The sequence below is a fragment of the Streptomyces sulfonofaciens genome (assembly GCF_014656295.1).
Lineage (GTDB): Bacteria > Actinomycetota > Actinomycetes > Streptomycetales > Streptomycetaceae > Streptomyces > Streptomyces sulfonofaciens.
Genome location: NZ_BNCD01000003.1, coordinates 1 through 17,537 on the forward strand (window position 1 = coordinate 1; position 17,537 = coordinate 17,537).

Here is a 17,537-nt window from a genome sequence, read left to right on the forward strand (position 1 = left end):
GGACCGGTGCCTGCCCCCGCCCGGCCGCCGCCCGGCCACCACGGCCGCGGCCTGCTCGCGCCCGCCGCGCCCGCACCCGCGGGCCCGTGAGCTCCGTGCCGACCCCGGGTGATTCGGGCGCTGTCAGTGGCGCCCCGTATCCTCAGTGACCATGCTCGAAGATCCCTCGCTCGCGGCCCCCGCGGTGTGCCCGGCCTCCGCGGACTCCACGGCGTCCGCGGTGACTTGGCCTGCCGCCTTCCCCCAGGGGTACGCGGTCGTCGACGTGGAGACCACGGGCCTCGCGCGTGACGACCGCATCGTGTCGGCCGCCGTCTACCGCGTCGACGCCCGCGGCGAGATAGAGGACCACTGGTACACACTGGTCAATCCGGAGCGCGATCCGGGCCCCGTGTGGATCCACGGTCTGACGCACGAGGTCCTCAAGGGCGCGCCGCTCTTCGCGGACATCGCCGAGGAGTTCGCGTCCCGTCTCGCGGACCGCGTCCTGGTCGCGCACAACGCGGTCTTCGACTGGTCCATGATCGCCCGGGAGTACGCGCGGGCGCAGCGCACCGCGCCCGTGCGGCAGCGGCTGTGCACCATCGCCCTCAGCAAGGAGCTGGGCCTTCCGCTGGCCAACCACAAGCTGGAGACGCTCGCGGCGCACTTCGGCGTCGTCCAGCGCCGCGCGCACCACGCGCTGGACGACGCACGGGTGCTCGCCGAGGCGTTCCGGCCCAGCCTGCACGCCGCGGCGCACGGCGGGGTGCGGCTGCCGCTGCTGGAGTGCCGGCCGCTCACGGAGTGGTACGAGGGCGGGGCGGACCAGGGGGCGGCGGGCCGGATCGGACGTCAGGCGGGTTACCGGCCCGGCGGTTGGCGCCCGTCGCGCAAGCGACCGCCGTGCCCGTATCCGAACCCGGGCCGCTACGAACCGGGCAGGCCGCTCCAGCAGGGCATGCGGGTGGCGTTCTCCGGTGACACCTCCGTCGAGCGGGAGCTGCTGGAGGACCGGGCGGTGGCGGCGGGCCTGCACGTGGCGACCAGTGTGTCCCGGCTGACCAGCCTGCTCGTCACCAACGACCCGGACTCCGGCACCGGCAAGACCGTCAAGGCCAGGCAGTTCGGGACCCCCGTGGTCGACGAGGCGGCCTTCGGCCAGCTCCTGCAGGACGTGGCTCCGGCCCAGTAGCGCGGCGGCGCGGCATCCGGTGCGGACCCCGACGGCCTGCGCCAAGGGCAGCCACCCGCGCCGGGGCGCCGGCCGACGACTGCGGCGACACGGACAGCACGGCGACGGCGACGGCGACGGGCAAGGGTGACAGCCACAGCCGCGGCCACAGCGACCGGGTGACGCGCGCACCCTCGCCCCACGGCCCGGCACCCCGCGCCCCCTCACTCCGCGCCCCTCACCCCGTGGCGTCGGGTGGCGGCGGTCGCCGGCCGCGTAGGAGGCAGACGGACGTCAGACGGGTGACAGGCGGGCGACGCGCCCGGCCGTGGCTCGCCCCGCCGGCCGCGGAACCCCGCCCTGTGGCCCATGGCGGTGTGCGAGGTCTGCGGAAACGACTACGACATGTCCTTCGAGGTGCACGCGCCGGGCGCCGTCGTCGGGCACGCGTGGCACGTCGCAGGAGCCGGCGGACCGGGAGGGGGAGGGGGCCGCACCGCCGCCCGCCGCCGGGCCGCTCGTGCAGGTGCCTTCGGCGGACGACGAGGCGGCCGCCTGGCACCAGTTCATGGTCAAACTAGACCGCGCCAACGGCTCGGGATGACAGCTCCTCACCAAGAAGCTGCATAGTGCCCTGTCGGGCGGCGAGAAGGCGATAGCTCTGCACCTCCCGCTCTTCGCCGCTGTGGCGTCCCACTACGAGGCCGTACCGGATGCACCCCGCCCCATCCTGCTGGACGAGGTCGTCGGCGTGGACACCACCAACCGAGGTCAGGTGTTCGCCCTGCTCAGCGCCCTCGACCTCGATCTGATCCTCACCACCGACCACGAGTGGTGCACGTTCCGGGAGCTCTCCGGTATCGCCGTCCACCAGTCGATCACCGGGCTTCTGTCCAGTTTTGTGGGCCCACGCGACGATGATCCACTTTCCCCCGGTGACGCTTCCGTGTCGCGAAGAGTCTCCGTTGATGTCAAAAGTTGATGGGTGCGGGCAGAGTGCTGTGACCGGCACGGTTCACCGGCTTGCGACGCCCGACACGGCGCCTCGCTTCGTCGCCGAACCGACCGAGCAGCCCCGCTGCGAGGCCGGCCCGGCGCCTTGCGATTTACGGCACCGGACGCCGCGAGCTTCCGGCAGATCATCCGGGTCACAGCCCCAGCCGCCCGACGGCTGCGCTGGACGGGCCGGCGCCACGCCTGCTGCGGCCGAGGAGGGAGATCGGCGCTCCGGCCCTCATGGGTGGATCCCGAAGGGGCCGAGGACGTCGGAGTCGATGCGGAGCGATTCGACCAGCGCGGCGGCGTTGTCCACGGTGAAGACGTCGGCCGCGGCCAGTACCCCGAGGTATTTGCTGGTCACCGGGGCGGCGGCTTGCTCGGCGACTGCTGTCAGGTAGGTCTTGAAGACGGCCCAGAAATTGCCGGTGGGGCCGTATTTGGCGAAGTACGGGGTCGGGTCGAGCCCTGTGAGGGCAGCACGTGTGCTGGCGGTCAGGTCGGCCATGTACTGCTTCTGCGTCTCGGCGTCCGAGCGTTGGCCCAGGCGCCCGAGGTGGCCGCCGACCAGCGTCTGCCAGGGGTAGCCCAGCGCTGTGTCGTGGGCTTTGACCCAGTCGGGGATGTCCTGCGACACCGCGAGTTCCTTGAAGGGCACCCAGCCCGGGAAGAACACGTCGACCAGCATCAGGGTGCGGTACTCGGGTGCGTAGACGTAGATGTTGTCCGGGGAGTGGTTGGGCCCGTGGTAGGCCAGTTCCAGGCGCTCGCCGCCGACCTCGAGGGTGAAGTGGTCCTCGAAGACGGTGGTGGGCACAGGGCGCTCCGGGTCGGCTTCGCGCTGCAGCAGCCGGCGGCTCTCGACGTGGCCGATGCGCTCCACTTCCTTGCCCCACATCCCTGCCGCACCGATGTGGTCGGCGTGAGAGTGGGAGTAGACGAGGTGCGTGACCCGGCTCGGCAGGCCGAGCGGTCCGGTGACATCCTGGATGGCGCGCTGCAGGTTGTGGCCCAGGGTCGGCGGTGCGTCGACAAGCACCACTCCCTTCCGGGTGGCGAGGAACATCGCCTGGTAGGTGCCGTCGGTGACCCAGTGCAGGGCGCCGCCGATCCGGCCCACGTAGTAGCCCTGGGCGTTCGGCGCCGGGCCGAACGCCTGGCCGGGCAGGGGGGCGAAGTCGGGCAGGCCGTCGGTGTCGGCCGCGTGCGCGGTGCCGGGCAGCGCGGCGCCCAGCAGGCTGGCCGCGGCAGGTATGGACGCGGCCAGTGCGGCCCGCTTGAGAAGCGCGCGGCGGGCCGTCGATCCGGGTGTGTCGGTGGTGGTCATGCGCGATACCTTTCGGTGGAGGCGTTCGCCGCTACGGCAACGGCGAGCAACAGCAGCAGGGCGAGCAGGAGAGCCCACGCCGTGCCGGCGTGAAGGGTGAGCGCGGCTCCGCACAGGGCGCCGCACAGCATGGCTGCCACGGAGACGAGGCGGCGTATGGTCGGGAGCCCCGGGCGGTCGGACGCCAGCCCGGTGACGGTCAGCGTGAGCACGGTGGTGGTGAGGTCGGGGACGGCCAGTCGGCGGACGACTGCATTCTGCAGCCCCATCCCGCAGCCGAGCAGGATGATCAGCACCGTGACCGCACCTGTGGAGCGGTGGCCCAGCGTGGCAGCCGCCACCGCGGCTCCCGCCACCAGCAGAGCCTGGAGGCCGACAATGACTTGGAAGCGCCGCACGGTGTCGGCGGGGGTGCCCGCGAGGCGCGCCTCCGCCCACGCGCCCGCCATGAATGCGGCGATGGCCAGCGCGGGTGCCCAGACGGAGAGGGACTTGGCCCCCGCCAGGGAGAAAGCGGAGAAGACCACGTTGCCCGTCATGTTGGCCACGAAGACGTGACCGAGGCTGCGGTAGCTGACGGCGTCCACCACACCGGTGACGAAGGTGAGCACGATCAGCAGTGTCGGCAGCGGCCCGTACTTCGCGGCACCGCCGGGCAGCAGCCGGTCGGAGACACGGAGCAGGGCGCGTATCATGGCGCGTCCTCGGCGGCGGGGGTGGGCGGCGCCCGGTGCAGGACGAGTCGGGTGAGCAGGCCCGCGGCCACACCGGTCGCCGCGGCGGCCGCGGCGGCCCAACCGGGCCAGGGTGTCAGCCCGTAGACACCGTCGAGTGACCAGCGCCCGGGCCCCGTGAAGCCGAGCACCGCCGCGACCACCACGAGGAAACCGGGGTACTCGTAGCCGTCGCCCGGGGCCCAGGGCCCGTTCGCCCACTTCACGGTGACGGCGACGACCATCACTCCCACGGCTGTGGCGGCTGCCAGAGGAGTGAGCGCACCGGCGAGGAAGAGCGCTCCGGCCACGAGTTGACCGCCGCCCGCGGCCAGGGCGGTGAGCGCCCCGCCACGGAAACCGTCCCCACGGAACTCGGCGATACCGCCTGCCAGCCCCTGTCCGCCCAAGCGGAAACTCACCTTCTGCAGCCCGTGCGCGGCCAGCAACAGCCCGGCGGAGAGCCGGAGGACAAGCAGACCGACATTCATCCAAGCCCTCCCTATCCGAAGCAAGGGTCATCGAGGGCGGGGACATCGCCGGCCAGTCCGCGTTCGGCACGCCAACTGCGGTATTGGGTGGAATCGGCGGCGGCCTGGGCCAGCACCTCGGCCTGCCGGACCCCGGAGGGCTCCGGGCGGGACGGCCTGGGGGATGCCTGATAGCCGCCGAAGTGGGCGATCGGGCTCCAGTCAGGCACCACCGTCGGCGCCGGGGCGGCCAGTCCTTCGAACTGGCCGGCTGCGTACACGATGCGGCCGCCGGCTACGGTGAGCAGCGCTTCGATGCCGGGGATCTCCTCTTCCGGGACGGTGAAGTAGTCGTCGCTCAGGACTGCGAGGTCGGCGTAGAAACCGGGCCGCAACACGCCCTTGATCCCCTCCTCCCCGGTGAGGGACGCGCCGGCCGAGGTGTACATCGCCAGGGCCGTCTCCCGGTCGACCCGGTTGGCGCGCGAGCGCAGCGGCACCCCGCGGACGTTGCGGCCCGAGACCAGCCAGTACAAGGCGACCCAGGGGTTGAAGGTGGACACGCGGGTGGCATCCGTCCCCGCGGCCACGGTCAGGCCGCGCTCCCGCATCGCGCCCAGCGGCGGGGCAGCAGCAGCGGCCTCGTCACCGTAACGGTCGCGGAAGGTCTCGCCCTGATAGGCCAGCCGGTGCTGCACGCCTATCGCGCCGCCCAGGGCGGCGACACGGTCCAGGCTCTCGGGCGAGATGGTCTCCGCATGGTCGAAGAGCCAGCGGTTACCACCCGGGAAGAGCCCCTCAGCGGCCAGCTTCTCGAAAACAACAAGGTCGCGGCGGATGGTCTCGTCGTAGGTGGCGTGCAGCCGGAAACCCCAGCCATGCTCCATGAGCAGCCGCACCGCCTTTTCGAACTCACCCTCGTACGCAGGCAGTTGGGGGCGCGGCTGAGCGAAGTTCTCGAAGTCGGCGGCGGCCCAGGTGAGGTTCTCCCCCGCGCCGTTGAAACGCAGCCAGCCGTCGCCGTCCTCGGGGCGGACCATACCTATCCAGCGGCGCAGATCCTCCAGTTCACCGCCGAGGGTCTGCGGGAAAAGGTGATAGGCGACGCGCACGGTCAGCTCACCCGCCTCGTGCAGGCTGGTCACGGCGGCATAACCGCCGGGGAAGTCCTGGAAGCCGCCTGCCGCGTCGATCAGCGAGGTCAGCCCGAAGCGGTTCAGCTCGCGCAGGAACTGGCGCGTCGACTCCCGCTGGCCCTCGGGGTCCAAGACCGGGGCCTTGGCGATCGTGGAGTACAGCAGCAAGGCACTGGGAGCGGCGATCAGCATGCCGGTGGGTTCGCCGTCGTGGCCGCGGACGATCTGGCCACCAGGCGGCGCCGCGGTCTCCCGGCCGATCCCGGCAGCCTTCAGCGCGGCACGGTTGAGGATCGCCGCCTGATAGAGGTGCGTCACGATCACCGGCGTGTCCGGGGCAGCCTCGTTCAACTCGGCCGGAGTGGGCATCCGGCGCTCGGCGAAGGACTCCACGCTCCACCCGCCCGCCACCCGCACCCACTGGCCCTCCGGGGTCCGAGCGGCCTGCTCCCGCAGCATCGCCAGCGCCCGACGCAACGAACGCACCCCGTCCCAACGCAGCTCAAGGGTGTAGTGCAGACCACCGCGGACCACATGGTTGTGCGAGTCGTTCAGCCCGGGCACGGCCCGGCGGCCCATGGCGTCCACGACCACGGTGTCCGGCCCGATGAGGCCCGCGACGTCGGCGTCGCCGCCTACGGCGTCGATCACGCCATCGGTGGCCGCGAGCGCAGTTAGGAACGGCCGCCGGGAATCCCCCGTGTAGATCTTCGCGTTGCGGACGATGAGATCGGCGGGCCGGGCGGGCGATCCGGGGGCGAGACCCGCGACGGGCATGAATGTCATCCTTGGCTCCGTTTCCTGCCGCGTGTGAAGCGGCCTAGACTTCCGTGTTGAGCACTGCGCACCTGCGCTGACTTGAGTAGGAGTCGTTGATCTCGGGCCGGGTGAGTTCGATGCCCGCTGCTGTGCCATTCGAGGCCGGCGACTTCACGTGCCGGCCCGCGGCAGTCGGCCATGTCCGAGTAGGAGGCTGCTGCGTCCAGCAGACCGCGCACCCAGAGCACCGCGATCCACCGCCGGCGTCATCGCCTAGGGATGAATACCGAAAGCCCCGAGGACTCCCGCGTCGATCCGCACTGATTCGACCATCGTGGCAGCATTGTCGAGGGTGAAGACGTCCACGGCTGCCAACTTTCCGCGGTACTTGGCGACCAGAGGCGCCGCGACCTGCTGGGCAGCCGCATCCAGATACGCCGCATGTATGGCCCATGAATTATGGGACGGCCCGAACTCCTCCACGAAGGGCGCCGGGTCGAGCGAGGAGATGGCGTCTCGAGTTCCCGCTTCGAGATCCGCGACATACCGTTTTTGCAGTTCCGCATCCGCACGAAGCCCGAGCCGTCCGATGTGACCGCCCACAAGCGTCGTCCAGGGATACTTGAGAGCAATATTGTGCGCTTTGATCCAACCTGGTATGTCGCCGGACACGGCAAGCCATTTGAAGGGCACCCAACCGGGGTAAATGATGTCGACGACCATGAGGGTCTCATAGTCGGGGGCATAGACGAAGATGTTGTCCGGCGAGTGGTTCGGGCCGTGGTAGGCAAGTTCAAGGCGTTCGCCTCCCACGGAGAGATTGAAGCGGTCATCGAACGTCACCGAAGGAGGTATGCGGTTGGGGTCCCGGTCGATTCGCAGAAGGCGTCGGGTCTCCGTGTGACCGATCCGGACGACGTCCTTGCCGAAAACAGAGGAGGCGCCGATGTGGTCGGCGTGCGAATGAGAATAGATCAGATGAGTGATCCGACCCGGCCGGCCGTTCGCCTTGGTGACCTCGCGGATACCGCGCAGCAGGTTGTTGCCGATCGTGGGAGGCGCGTCGACGACGACGACGCCTTCACGTGTGCTGAGGAACATGGCCTGGAAGTAGGAGTCGGTGATCCAGTACAGGTTGCCCTTGATTCGACCGACGAAGTAACCGTCGGAGTTGAGGGCGGGCCCCAGCGCTGCGGAGGGGATCGGAGCATAACCGGACGAGGTCGGCGGCTCGTCCGCAGCCGCACTCTGGGATTCCAGCCCCAGAATCTGGACCGCCGTAGATCCGGCCGCAGCACCGGCGGCAATCCGGACGAATCCGCGACGATCGGGCCGGATACGGTGGGGTTGAATGGACATCAACGCTCCTTTGCTACAGAAACTTACGGGCGACATGGCACGGAACAGCAGCCTGCCCCCTTTTTCCGGGGTCGGCGAGACAGCGTACGATCAAATTCGGCCCACTGTTCTACGCAGCGGCAAATGATGCATTGCCGGGGTGCCGAGCAACCTCGGCTTCCAAGGACCGACCCGGCCTCCAGTCGGTACATGCAGCAGACCTCTGAACCGGCTTTGAATGCCGATTCCCTCCTGCATCCTCATCGCACCGCCGACAGTTGCGGTCACCAATTCCACCGCCCGCCGGCTGGCTTATGGGTGGTTGCCGAAGGGGCCGAGTACGTCGTAGTCGATGCGCATGGAGTTGATCATGGCGGCGGCGTTTTCCGAGGTGAAGACGTCGGCTGCGGCGAGCCGTCCGAGGTAGGCGCTGATGACAGGGGCGGCGGCCTGCTGCGTCGCGGCGTCGAGATAGGTCTTGAAGATGGCCCATCCGTTGCCGGTGGCACCGTACTTCTCGAAGAAGGGTGTCGGGTCCAGTGTGCTGAGCGTGGTGCGCACGCTGTCCTGGAGGTCGCTGACGTAGCCGCGCTGGACGTCCAGGTCCGTACGGGTCCCCAGGCGTCCCAGGTGCCCCCCGACCAGGGTGGTCCACGGATAGGAACGGGCGGTCTCGTGTGCGGCGATCCAGCCGGGGATGTCCTGGGACTCGGCGAGGTTCTTGAACGGGGTCCAGCCCGGGAAGACGACGTCCACGACCATCAAGGTCGCGTACGCGGGGGCGTGGATGAAAATGTTGTCAGGCGAGTGGTTGGGGCCGTGGTAGGCCAGTTCGAGCCGCTCGCCGCCGACCTCAACCACCAGGTTGTTCTTGAAGGTCACCGTCGGCAGGGGCCGATCGGGATCGGCTGCCCTGCGCAGGATCTCGCGTGTCTGGACGTGGGCTATGCGCTCGACCCGGTCGCCGAACAGGCCGGCCGCGCCGATGTGGTCGGCGTGGTTGTGCGAGTAGACCATATGCGTGACGCGGCTCGGCCTGCCGAGGGGGCGGGTCACGTCCTGGATCGCGCGCATCAGGTTGTGCCCGAGCGTGGGCGGTGCGTCGACCAGGACCACGCCCTCACGCGTGGTGAGGAACATGGCCTGGTAGTAGGAGTCGGTGACCCAGTACAGGTTGCCCGAAATGCACCCGACGAAGTAGCCCTCGGAGTTCACGGCCGGTCCCAGCGAAGCCGCGGGGACGGGCGCGAAGTCGGGCAGCGCGGAGCTTGTGGCCGCGCCGGCCGCAGTGACCGGAGTGGCCGCGGCGGCCGGTGTCGCCAGCACCGGTCCGAGCAGGGCAGCGGCCGCGGGCACGACCGTGCCCAGCGCCGCCCCCTTGAGGAGGACTCGGCGGGAGGACGACCGTGTCACATTGGAGTCGCGAGATTCAGATGTCATGATGATTCACCTTCGTGGAGTGGCCGGGTGAGTAGCCCGGGCCTTCGGATGAAGCGCTGTTTATCGGTCTTAGCCGTGCGCGGGGTCTGTCGGCCCGCAGCGGTGGCGTGGGAAGCCTTCGGAAGGAGGCGACGCTCAACTCGGCAGCGCGGGGCGGGCGCGATCGGCGCTGCGGGCCGACGCGTCACCGCGGGAGACGCTCGCGGTCCCCGGGACCGGGGCAGGCGCCCAGCAACGTGAAACGCGGTGTGGATCGTCGACGTCTCACGGGTGACCTCATCATGGTTCTTCCTGCCGCTGATGGCTGACGCACGGCCCTGGGGTGCAGCCGCGCCGGTGGCCTCAGATGCCCTGCCGCTCGAGCCAGGCGAGGGTGTATTCCGCGATCTCCCGCCAGCCGTGGTCGAAGACCAGCGAGTGGCCGCGGTCGGGGAACACCTGGTACTCGGTCGTGGCGTTCGAGCCCCGGTACAGTTTCCAGGCGGCCTTGGCGACGACTTCGGGGACGGTGTGGTCCTTTCCGCCGCCGATGATCAGCAACGGCCCCCGGTTGCTGTTCTTCGTGTCCACCGCTGCAGGGGAGGTCCTGCTGAAATTGGCGCTGCTCGCCTCGAACAGCGGTCGGCCGGGACCGGGGATGGCCCATCGCTCGAACAGGTCGTCCGATTCGGCCTTCGGAATGGCGTTGCCGAAGCCGTAGCGGAACTGCTTCCTGGTGAGCGAGACGGCCTTCTTCTTGTTGCCCGGCTTGCCGAGCACGGGCAGACCCGAGCGGATCTGTGCGAGCGGCACGGGCTTTACACCCTTGATCTGGCCGGGGTCGATGGCGACGGCGGCGCGGGCCCGCCCCTCGGCAAGGAGTTTCTGCGCTATCAGGCCACCGAAGGAGTGGCCGATGACGACCGGCGCGGCATCGAGCGTGTCGATCACACGACGGTAGCTCTCGGTGATGGCTTCGATGCCGTGGTTGGCCACCGCGGCGGCGTTCTGACGGGTGGCAGCCACGGTGTCGCCGTCTCCCGGCCAGCCCGGGGCCGTCGGCCGGTAGTGCGCCTGCTGGTAGACCTCCATCCAATTCTGCCAGGAGGTGGAGTGGATCCACAGGCCGTGAACAAGGACGATCGGAGTCGGAGCGGACATGGTGGGACTCCCCGCACATCAAGGTGGGCGTAGTAATAACTCAACGGGACGTGGCATGGCGCCGTAGGCCGCGGAACAGAGGCCCCCGGACCGGGGCTGCGGGCCGCGGGCCGGGAAACAGGTGAGGACGAGAGGATGCACCGCGTGAGTGAGCGGTCCGCCGGCACCGGCAGATGCCGAGGCAACGGCACCGGTTGCCGCGCCGGCCTCGGCTCCGGCCGACATCTGACCCGAAGGCACCGTTGCGTCGGCCGCGGCGACGGCATGCAGCCGATCGCGCCGGCGCGGCACTTCGCGGTCTTCGATGCTGACGAGCGGGGCGAAGTGGCTGCCGCAGGGGCGGCCCGTCCGGACACAAGTACCGTGTACTTCGCTCTCCGGCGCTGCTCCGGTCTCTCCTTGACGATGCGGAAGGAGGGGACCTTCGCGCCGGAGCGTTGTCGCGGACGGGCTTTCTCACGATAGTGCGGTGTTCTTCATTCCTGCCTTCCCGGGGAAACGTGGGTGTCTCGCGGTCATCGATGCGGCCGGCGAGGGGCAGGGGCGGTACGGTCCTGCGGTTTCCAGCCGCCCTCTTCCACGTCGGACGCGATGGACCTCGACAACGATTGCCGACTGGCCTCTTGCGCCGCTCGTCAGCGTCTCCCGATCGGCTGGTAACCGCATCCGTCGAACGACCGCCGTCGGCTGTCACGACACTCCGGGACGGGCAGTCGGTCCATCCCTGTCACCGGTATTTGTGCGGGTCGGAGGGTGGACGACGAGTGTCCCGGCGCGCATCAGTTCCCTGGCTCAGCGGTGGGGGTCGTCGGGGAGGGCGTCTGGACGCTGTGCCAAGCCATACGGGCGAGCAGGTGTCGGTCGGTGGTCGTGCCCGCGGGAATCGGCGGGCGGAAGGTGACGAAGGCGGTCAGGCCGCGTGCCCCGATAACGCGCCTTACGTACGAGAACAGATCCTCCTCGCCGAGGACTCCTGCGGTGACAGGTGCCGGGGCGCGGGGCCCCCGAACCGGGCGGCCTGACCGGCGTGTACTCAGGCCCGACGAGTTGTGCGGGCGACCTCCACTTCCCGCCGAGACGGCCGGAGCGGATACTGCCGTACACCGCACTGGTATCCGATGCATCGCGGAGGAAACCGGGTGGGACGGAACACGGGCGCCGTCGCCGACCAGTCCGCCGTAGTCCCGGTCTCAGTCACCCAACTCATGCGGGCGGGTCCCGTCCTCACTGATACTTGCCCGACAGGTCCGTACGGCAGCACGGGAGGTGCTGTTCCACAGCAGGCTTCCGAGGCTGGCAGGGGGAGAGGAGGGACGGTCCAGCAGCGGGCGTGAGCCGCCTGGTCTCCTTGGACAAGCTGTCGGCAGTGACCACACCGGAGAAGCCGCAATGTCAGGCATGTTCTGACGCCACTCTCCCGCGGGAGTGGCCCACGCCAGGCGCTCAGTACGTCCGCGGCCTTCGTGCCGCCGGCGGCATGCGCCGAGGAGCACTATGTCCAAGATCGTTCTTGTCGCGGAAGCTTCCAGCGGCCTCGGGGCAGCCACCGCGACGGCACTGGCCGACACCGGCCACACCGTCTACGCCGGCGTGGGACCCTTCACGGTCCATCCGGCTGCCGGCCCGGCCATGCCAGACCGGCGGACCCGTGACCACGACGCGCCCCTGCGTCCCATCGCCCTGAACACGGCCGACCAGCGCTCAGTGTCCACGGCGATCGCCGGCATCCTGGCGGAGGCCGGAAGAATCGACGCTGTTGTCCACGTCGCGGGACCTGTACCCCGTGGTCCCGTTGAGTCCTTCACCCCGTACCAGTTGGCACAGATCTACGACGCACATGTGCTGTCCACGCAGCGGGTGAACCGTTCTGTCCTGCCGCAGATGCGGCAGCGGCGTGAGGGTCTGCTGGTCTGGATGGTGCCCGGCGACCGCGAGGGCGCGAGCTTCCCCTACCTCGCCCTGCACTCCGCAGCGGTGACGGTGATCGAGCATCTCGCGGAGAGCTACGCACGAGAACTGATCGGCTTCGGGATCGAGACCACGATAGTCGCCGCAGGTTTCCCCACGCCGGTCACTGGATCGCGCTTGCGCGCCGTCCATCCCGACGACACCGAGGCTGTCCTGTCGTACGAAGGCCGCTACCCCGGCCTGCTTCATCGGGTTGAGGTGCAACTGGCCGAGCAGACGCCCGCGGAGGCAGAGGTGGCTCGGACGGCGCTGGCCATCGCCGCTGCCGTCGGCAGGCCCAAGGGTGCCCGTCCGCTACGGATCACGGCTGCCCGGTCAGGCTGCGGACCCGGCAGCGGCACATCACGGTAGGCGGCGTCCGCGTCCGCCAGGCCGCGTACTCCCGGTCCGGTCGCGCGGGGCAACAGGCGCCGGGCGGGGAGCATCCACGTTGTACCGTCCTGGTGGCCGGCCGGCCGGGGCAGCGGCTTGACGAACGCTCGGCCGCGGCGGCGGGGAGCTTTCGTATGTCTATGCCGCTGATCGGTTCGGCTTTCCCCCTGGCGGCGGCCCGATCAGCCATCGGGCCGCGCACCCGGCATGCGACATCCTCCGACCTGCGGGAGTACCGCCCGCACCGTTGTGACGACTGGCCACCCCGGCGGGTCGCGCCGGCGGACGGTGGTTGATCGACCGATGCGGCCACCATCTGTCCCAGGTGACATTCGGGGAGAACGGCCAGGGCCCGTGTGATCAGGCCGGACCTCGGTGAAAGACAGGGCTCTACGCCGCTGTGTCGCGTACGGCTCCCCTGTCTTATTCGATCTCGGCCACAACTCGTGACCACACATGGCCCTTACCCGGAGACATCCCTCTCAGAAGGAGACAACACATGTCCAGACGCCGCAATATACGCATCGCCGTCTTCGGCGCTGCAGGCTTCTCTTTGGCTGTGGGTATGGGTACGTTCGCGTGGGCTGCGCCGTCCGACGGCGCGGTCACCGCTGCCAAGCCGACTGTCGTGCTGGTCAACGGTGCCTGGTCCAACTCGGCCGGCTGGAGCGGTGTGATCAAGCGCCTACAGGCCGACGGCTACCCCGTCACCGCCCCGCCCACCGGCCTGCGCGGCCTTGCCGAGGACTCCGCCTACCTGGCCTCCTACCTCAAGACCATCCAGGGCCCCGTCATCCTGGCCGGCCAGTCCTACGGCGGATCCGTCATCACCGACGCCGCCACCGGCAACACCAACGTCAAAGCCCTCGTCTACATCTCCGCCTTCGCACCCGACACCGGCGAAAGCGCAGTCCAACTGGCCACCATGTACCCCGGCAGCCACATCACCACCGACCCGAACGCACCCGTCCCCACCGCCCTGACCGCCGTCCCCTACACCCAGCCCGACGGCACCAGCGCAGTCGACCTGTACGCCAAGGCCGACCAATACCACGACCTGCTCCTCAGCGGCCGCCTCAACAACAACACCGCCGCCGAACTCGCCGCCGCCCAAAGCCCCATCGCCTTCCAGGCCCTCGGACAGCCCTCCACCACACCCGCCTGGAAGACCATCCCCTCCTGGTACCTCGTCTCCGACGACGACCACCTCATCCCCCCCGCCGCCGAAAGCTACATGGCCACCCGCGCCCACTCCCACACCACCGAAGCCGACACACCCCACGCCGCACAGATCACCAACCCCGGACTCGTCACCCACCTCATCGAACAAGCCGCAAACACCACCACCGTCACCACCAACTGACCACACCCGACCACCCTGGCGAAAGCCGGGCGGCCACAGACCGGCACCTCGGCCGGGCGTGGTCGCAACGGGGGTGCCAAGCCCGCACACCCGGTCCTGGCACCCCCGCGCCAAGGGCGCCGTGGACCGTGGCCATCCCGGAAAACCCCAACAGGAGGCGGTCGGTCACAGCCCCGCCGAACCACGCAGGACCCAGGCCGGGGCCGTGAGCGACGGGGTCATTCCTGCGGGTCCGCCAGGGCGTCACGAAGAGCGGACCTGGACGTGATACCGAGCTTCGGAAAGATCTGGTACAGGTGTGAGCCGATGGTCCGGTGCGAGAGGTACAGCCGCTCCGCGATCTGCCTGTTGCTCAGGCCGGATGCCGCGAGCTCCGCGATCTCCCACTCCTGCGGCGTGAGCACCGCGCCGCTCGCCGTGGTCTTCACCGTGCCCCACCCGGTGGCCCGCAACTCCTTGGCGGCACGCTCAGCCCACGGCCCCGCACCGAGCAGCGTGAAGGCGTCGTACGCCAGCCGCAGCGGCTCCCGGGAATCGGCGTTCGCGCGGGCCCGTCGCAGCCGCTCCCCGTAGACCAGACGCACGCGGGCCAGATCGAACGGCCACCGCTCCGTTCCTGCTATGGCCAGCGCCTGCCTGAACAGGCAGATGGCCTCGTCGTCCTCGGTCGCGCACAGCGCCGCCGAGCCGCCTGCCAACAGGGCGAGCCGCGGGGACAGCGCTGCCATGCCGGTCTCCCGCATCGCGCACACATGAGCGGCCGCCTCGCCCTGCCGGTCGGTCCGTATCGCGGCTTCGACGACATCCATCGCCACCCACAGGGCGTGCGGAACGTGGGAGGCGAAGGTACCCGCGGCGCTGATCGCCGTCGCGTTGTGGTACGCGCGTTCGAAGTCGCCGCATCCGAGTGCGCCGACAGCACGTGCGTGCCGCGCGTAGTGCACCGCTGTCTCGATGCCCCTGGGGGTGGCCCAGCGGATCATCCGGTCGGTCATGCGGTCGGCGGTTTCCTCGTCGCCACGGGCCGCGGCGACGATGGCCCGGCTGTACAGGAAGTACCAGGCCAAGGCGTGGTACCCGGAACTCTCGCACAGCTGTATGCCTTCCTCGGCCAGTTCTGTGCACTCGTCCCACCGGCCGGTCAGATAGTCGTCCAGGCACAGGTGCACCAGCGCGCCGAGGTGCCGGCGCACCGGACCGCCGTCGCGCCCCTGCAGGACGACCCGCCATGAGGAATCGCGCACAGCCCCCAGGCGGTCGGCATAGATCGAGGCACTGCCGGCCCGGACGATTTGGGCCGGGTCGGTCTCGTCCTGGAACTCGGCGAGGACGGAATCCAGTTGATCCAGCGCGGCAGCCCCCGAACGAGCCGGATCGGAACCGGTCCGGGCAGCCACGGACAGCAAGGCGGGCGGCTCCGGTCTCAGACGGCCGACTGCCACGTAGAAAGGTTTCCACAGCTCTGCGCGGCCGCTGAAGAAACACAGGACCAGCAGCAGGTGGAGCGCGTCGACGAGGGCGCTGTCACTGGCCAGGTACTGGTGGGTGCCGGACTCGATGGCACCGACGAGCAGCCGGTAGGCAGCGCCGACGTTTCCGTCGTCGTTGAGGACCAGGAAAACGGCGGCGGCGGCGGAGCGCAGGGAACCCTTCAGATCCGGGTCGGCCAGCCGGGCGTTCTCCAGCAGTTCCGAAGCACCGCGGAGCTCCCCGGTCGCCTCGGCACCGAGGTAGGCCGCTTCTGCCAGCCGACGGGCACGGTCCGAGCCGCTCGGGCTCAATTCGGCCGCCCGCACGAGCACGGCCACCGCCCCGACACAGTCGCCCCGGCCCGTGATCCGGTGCGCCGTCTGTTCCAGCAGGGCGGCCACCTGCTCGTCCGGTTCGACGGAGGCTTCCCCGAGGTGCCAGGCGCGGCGCTCGGGCTCGTTCACCAGGACGTGCGCGAGGGCGCGGTGCGCGGCGCGGCGTTCGGCACTTGTGCAGACGTCCACCACCGCCGACCGGATCAAGGGATGCCGGAAAACGAGCCGTCTGGTGCCCTCCTTGAAAGTCACCAGGCGGTCCTGCTCAGCCGGGGCGAGCGCGTCGAGCTCGGCTTCGTAGCCGGCCCGCCGCGCCGACGCCTGCAGGATTCCGAGGTCGCCGGTCCCCTCCATCGTCACGAGAAGCAGCAGGCGCCGTGCGGCAAGGGGAAGGGCGGCCACCCGGGAGGCGAACATGGCCTGGAGCCGTCGGCTCATTGGCAGTACCTGGGGAAGGTCCTCCAGGGCCGCGCGCTGCTGGCCGTTCAGGGCCGTGGGCAACTCCAGAAGAGCCAGGGGGTTGCCCTCTGCCACCGACAGAATGCGCTGGGAAACGCGCTCGGCGAGCGTCGGGAATTGCGTGGTGAGTAGAGTTCTCGACGACTCCGCGTCCAGGGGCGGCACCTCGAACTCGGGCAGGCCGCCGCCGTTGAAGAAGGTATCGGTACCCGAGCGCATGGCGCCGAGGAAGGTGACGCCGGTGCCGTCGAGTCTGCGGGCGACGAAACCGAGGACGGCGGCACTGGCTCGGTCCAGCCAGGTCAGGTCGTCCACGACGAGGAGGAGGGGGCTGGATGCGGCCACGTGCCGCAGCAGCATGAGGGCCGCGCTGGACACGACGAGACGTTCCGGTGGTGGCCCACTGCCGAAGCCCAGGGCGACCCGCAGGGCATCGCCGTGACTTGTGTCGAGGTCACCGAACGCCTCGTGGAAGGGGAAGAGGACCTGGTGCAAGCCGCAGTAGCTCACGTCGGCTTCGAACTCCACGCCGGCAGCACGCAGTACCTGCGAACCGTCGGCGACTGCGGCCTCTGCCACGGCGTTGAGCAGGGCGGTCTTGCCCACTCCCGGATCGCCCGACAGCAGGAGTGCCCCACCGCGGTCCGTCGAGCCGAGAAAGTCGCGAATGCGTTCGAGCTGCCTGGCGCGCCCCACCAGGGCGTCGGCGGCGTCGTCTGTGAAGGGACTGCTGTAGCCCACAGGTCACGCTCCCCTTGTATCCGCGCCGAGCCTGGTAGATGGAAACGCGTTCGGCGAACATTCTTGATGCAACTGTGCGGCGTGTGTTCGCCGCGTGCTCGGTGTCCGTCGTCTGTGCCGTGCACCGGCTTACGCCGCATCCCGCGGACAGGAGATCACACAGCGCTGCCTCAGGACATCACCAGGACTGACGAGGACGACCAGCGGCGTCCTGTGTCCGACGCCCCGGAGGGTCGTCGGAACTGGTGATCCGTGCTGTGCCTCCATGGCGCCTTGCACGCAGCCTTGGCGCGGACCATCACCCGTTTGTCGGCCACCCTGGCCCGGTGGAGTCGGGTGCGGCTCTTCCGGACCGCA

The 17,537-nt window shown here is 69.7% G+C and carries 12 protein-coding genes; 4 read left to right on the plus strand and 8 right to left on the minus strand.

From position 1 onward, the window contains the following. Positions 1-151: 151 nt before the first annotated feature. Together IE313_RS05840 and IE313_RS05845 are read left to right on the plus strand one after the other, a co-directional pair. Complete coding sequence (locus IE313_RS05840; RefSeq protein WP_189929860.1) at positions 152-1,174, plus strand: DEDDh family exonuclease; 1,023 nt, start codon at positions 152-154, stop codon at positions 1,172-1,174. A gap of 601 nt (positions 1,175-1,775) precedes the next feature. Continuing rightward, complete coding sequence (locus IE313_RS05845; RefSeq protein WP_268256690.1) at positions 1,776-2,135, plus strand: SbcC/MukB-like Walker B domain-containing protein; 360 nt, start codon at positions 1,776-1,778, stop codon at positions 2,133-2,135. A 252-nt stretch (positions 2,136-2,387) separates the two neighbouring features. On the opposite strand, the gene IE313_RS05850 is transcribed toward IE313_RS05845, so the two are convergent. The 7 genes from IE313_RS05850 to IE313_RS05880 all read right to left on the minus strand — a co-directional run bounded on the left by IE313_RS05850 (position 2,388) and on the right by IE313_RS05880 (position 10,472). Beyond that, positions 2,388-3,476 carry an MBL fold metallo-hydrolase gene (locus IE313_RS05850; RefSeq protein WP_189929861.1) on the minus strand — a complete coding sequence of 363 codons (1,089 nt, stop codon included), beginning with the start codon at positions 3,474-3,476 and terminating at the stop codon, positions 2,388-2,390. Beyond that, on the minus strand, positions 3,473-4,171 hold the full coding sequence (locus tag IE313_RS05855) for a YoaK family protein (protein ID WP_189929862.1): 699 nt from the start codon (positions 4,169-4,171) through the stop codon (positions 3,473-3,475). The genes IE313_RS05850 and IE313_RS05855 overlap by 4 nt, the downstream gene beginning before the upstream one ends. Next, positions 4,168-4,680, minus strand: coding sequence for a DoxX family protein (locus tag IE313_RS05860; RefSeq protein ID WP_189929863.1), 513 nt, complete (start codon positions 4,678-4,680; stop codon positions 4,168-4,170). Before IE313_RS05860 ends, IE313_RS05855 begins: the two co-directional genes overlap by 4 nt. Before the next feature lie 11 nt (positions 4,681-4,691). Continuing rightward, positions 4,692-6,581: an amidohydrolase gene (locus IE313_RS05865; protein ID WP_189929864.1), complete on the minus strand. Its 1,890-nt coding sequence runs from the start codon at positions 6,579-6,581 to the stop codon at positions 4,692-4,694. Positions 6,582-6,827: 246 nt separating this feature from the next. After that, entirely contained in the window at positions 6,828-7,913 is a 1,086-nt protein-coding gene (locus tag IE313_RS05870; RefSeq protein WP_189929865.1) for an MBL fold metallo-hydrolase, read from the minus strand. Between the two features lie 291 nt (positions 7,914-8,204). Beyond that, on the minus strand, positions 8,205-9,332 hold the full coding sequence (locus tag IE313_RS05875) for an MBL fold metallo-hydrolase (RefSeq protein ID WP_189929866.1): 1,128 nt from the start codon (positions 9,330-9,332) through the stop codon (positions 8,205-8,207). A gap of 342 nt (positions 9,333-9,674) precedes the next feature. After that, entirely contained in the window at positions 9,675-10,472 is a 798-nt protein-coding gene (locus IE313_RS05880; RefSeq protein ID WP_189929867.1) for an alpha/beta hydrolase, read from the minus strand. A 1,494-nt stretch (positions 10,473-11,966) separates the two neighbouring features. Here IE313_RS05880 and IE313_RS05885 point away from each other — a divergent pair. Further along, entirely contained in the window at positions 11,967-12,791 is an 825-nt protein-coding gene (locus tag IE313_RS05885; RefSeq protein ID WP_189929868.1) for an SDR family NAD(P)-dependent oxidoreductase, read from the plus strand. Between the two features lie 520 nt (positions 12,792-13,311). After that, positions 13,312-14,175, plus strand: a complete 864-nt coding sequence (locus tag IE313_RS05890; RefSeq protein ID WP_189929869.1) for an alpha/beta fold hydrolase — start codon at positions 13,312-13,314, stop codon at positions 14,173-14,175. Positions 14,176-14,393: 218 nt separating this feature from the next. Here the strand turns inward: IE313_RS05890 and IE313_RS05895 are convergent, their stop codons facing one another. Next, the gene (locus IE313_RS05895) at positions 14,394-17,180 is read right to left on the minus strand and encodes a helix-turn-helix transcriptional regulator (protein WP_189929870.1); all 2,787 of its coding nucleotides are present in this window, start codon (positions 17,178-17,180) and stop codon (positions 14,394-14,396) included. Positions 17,181-17,537 lie beyond the last annotated feature (357 nt).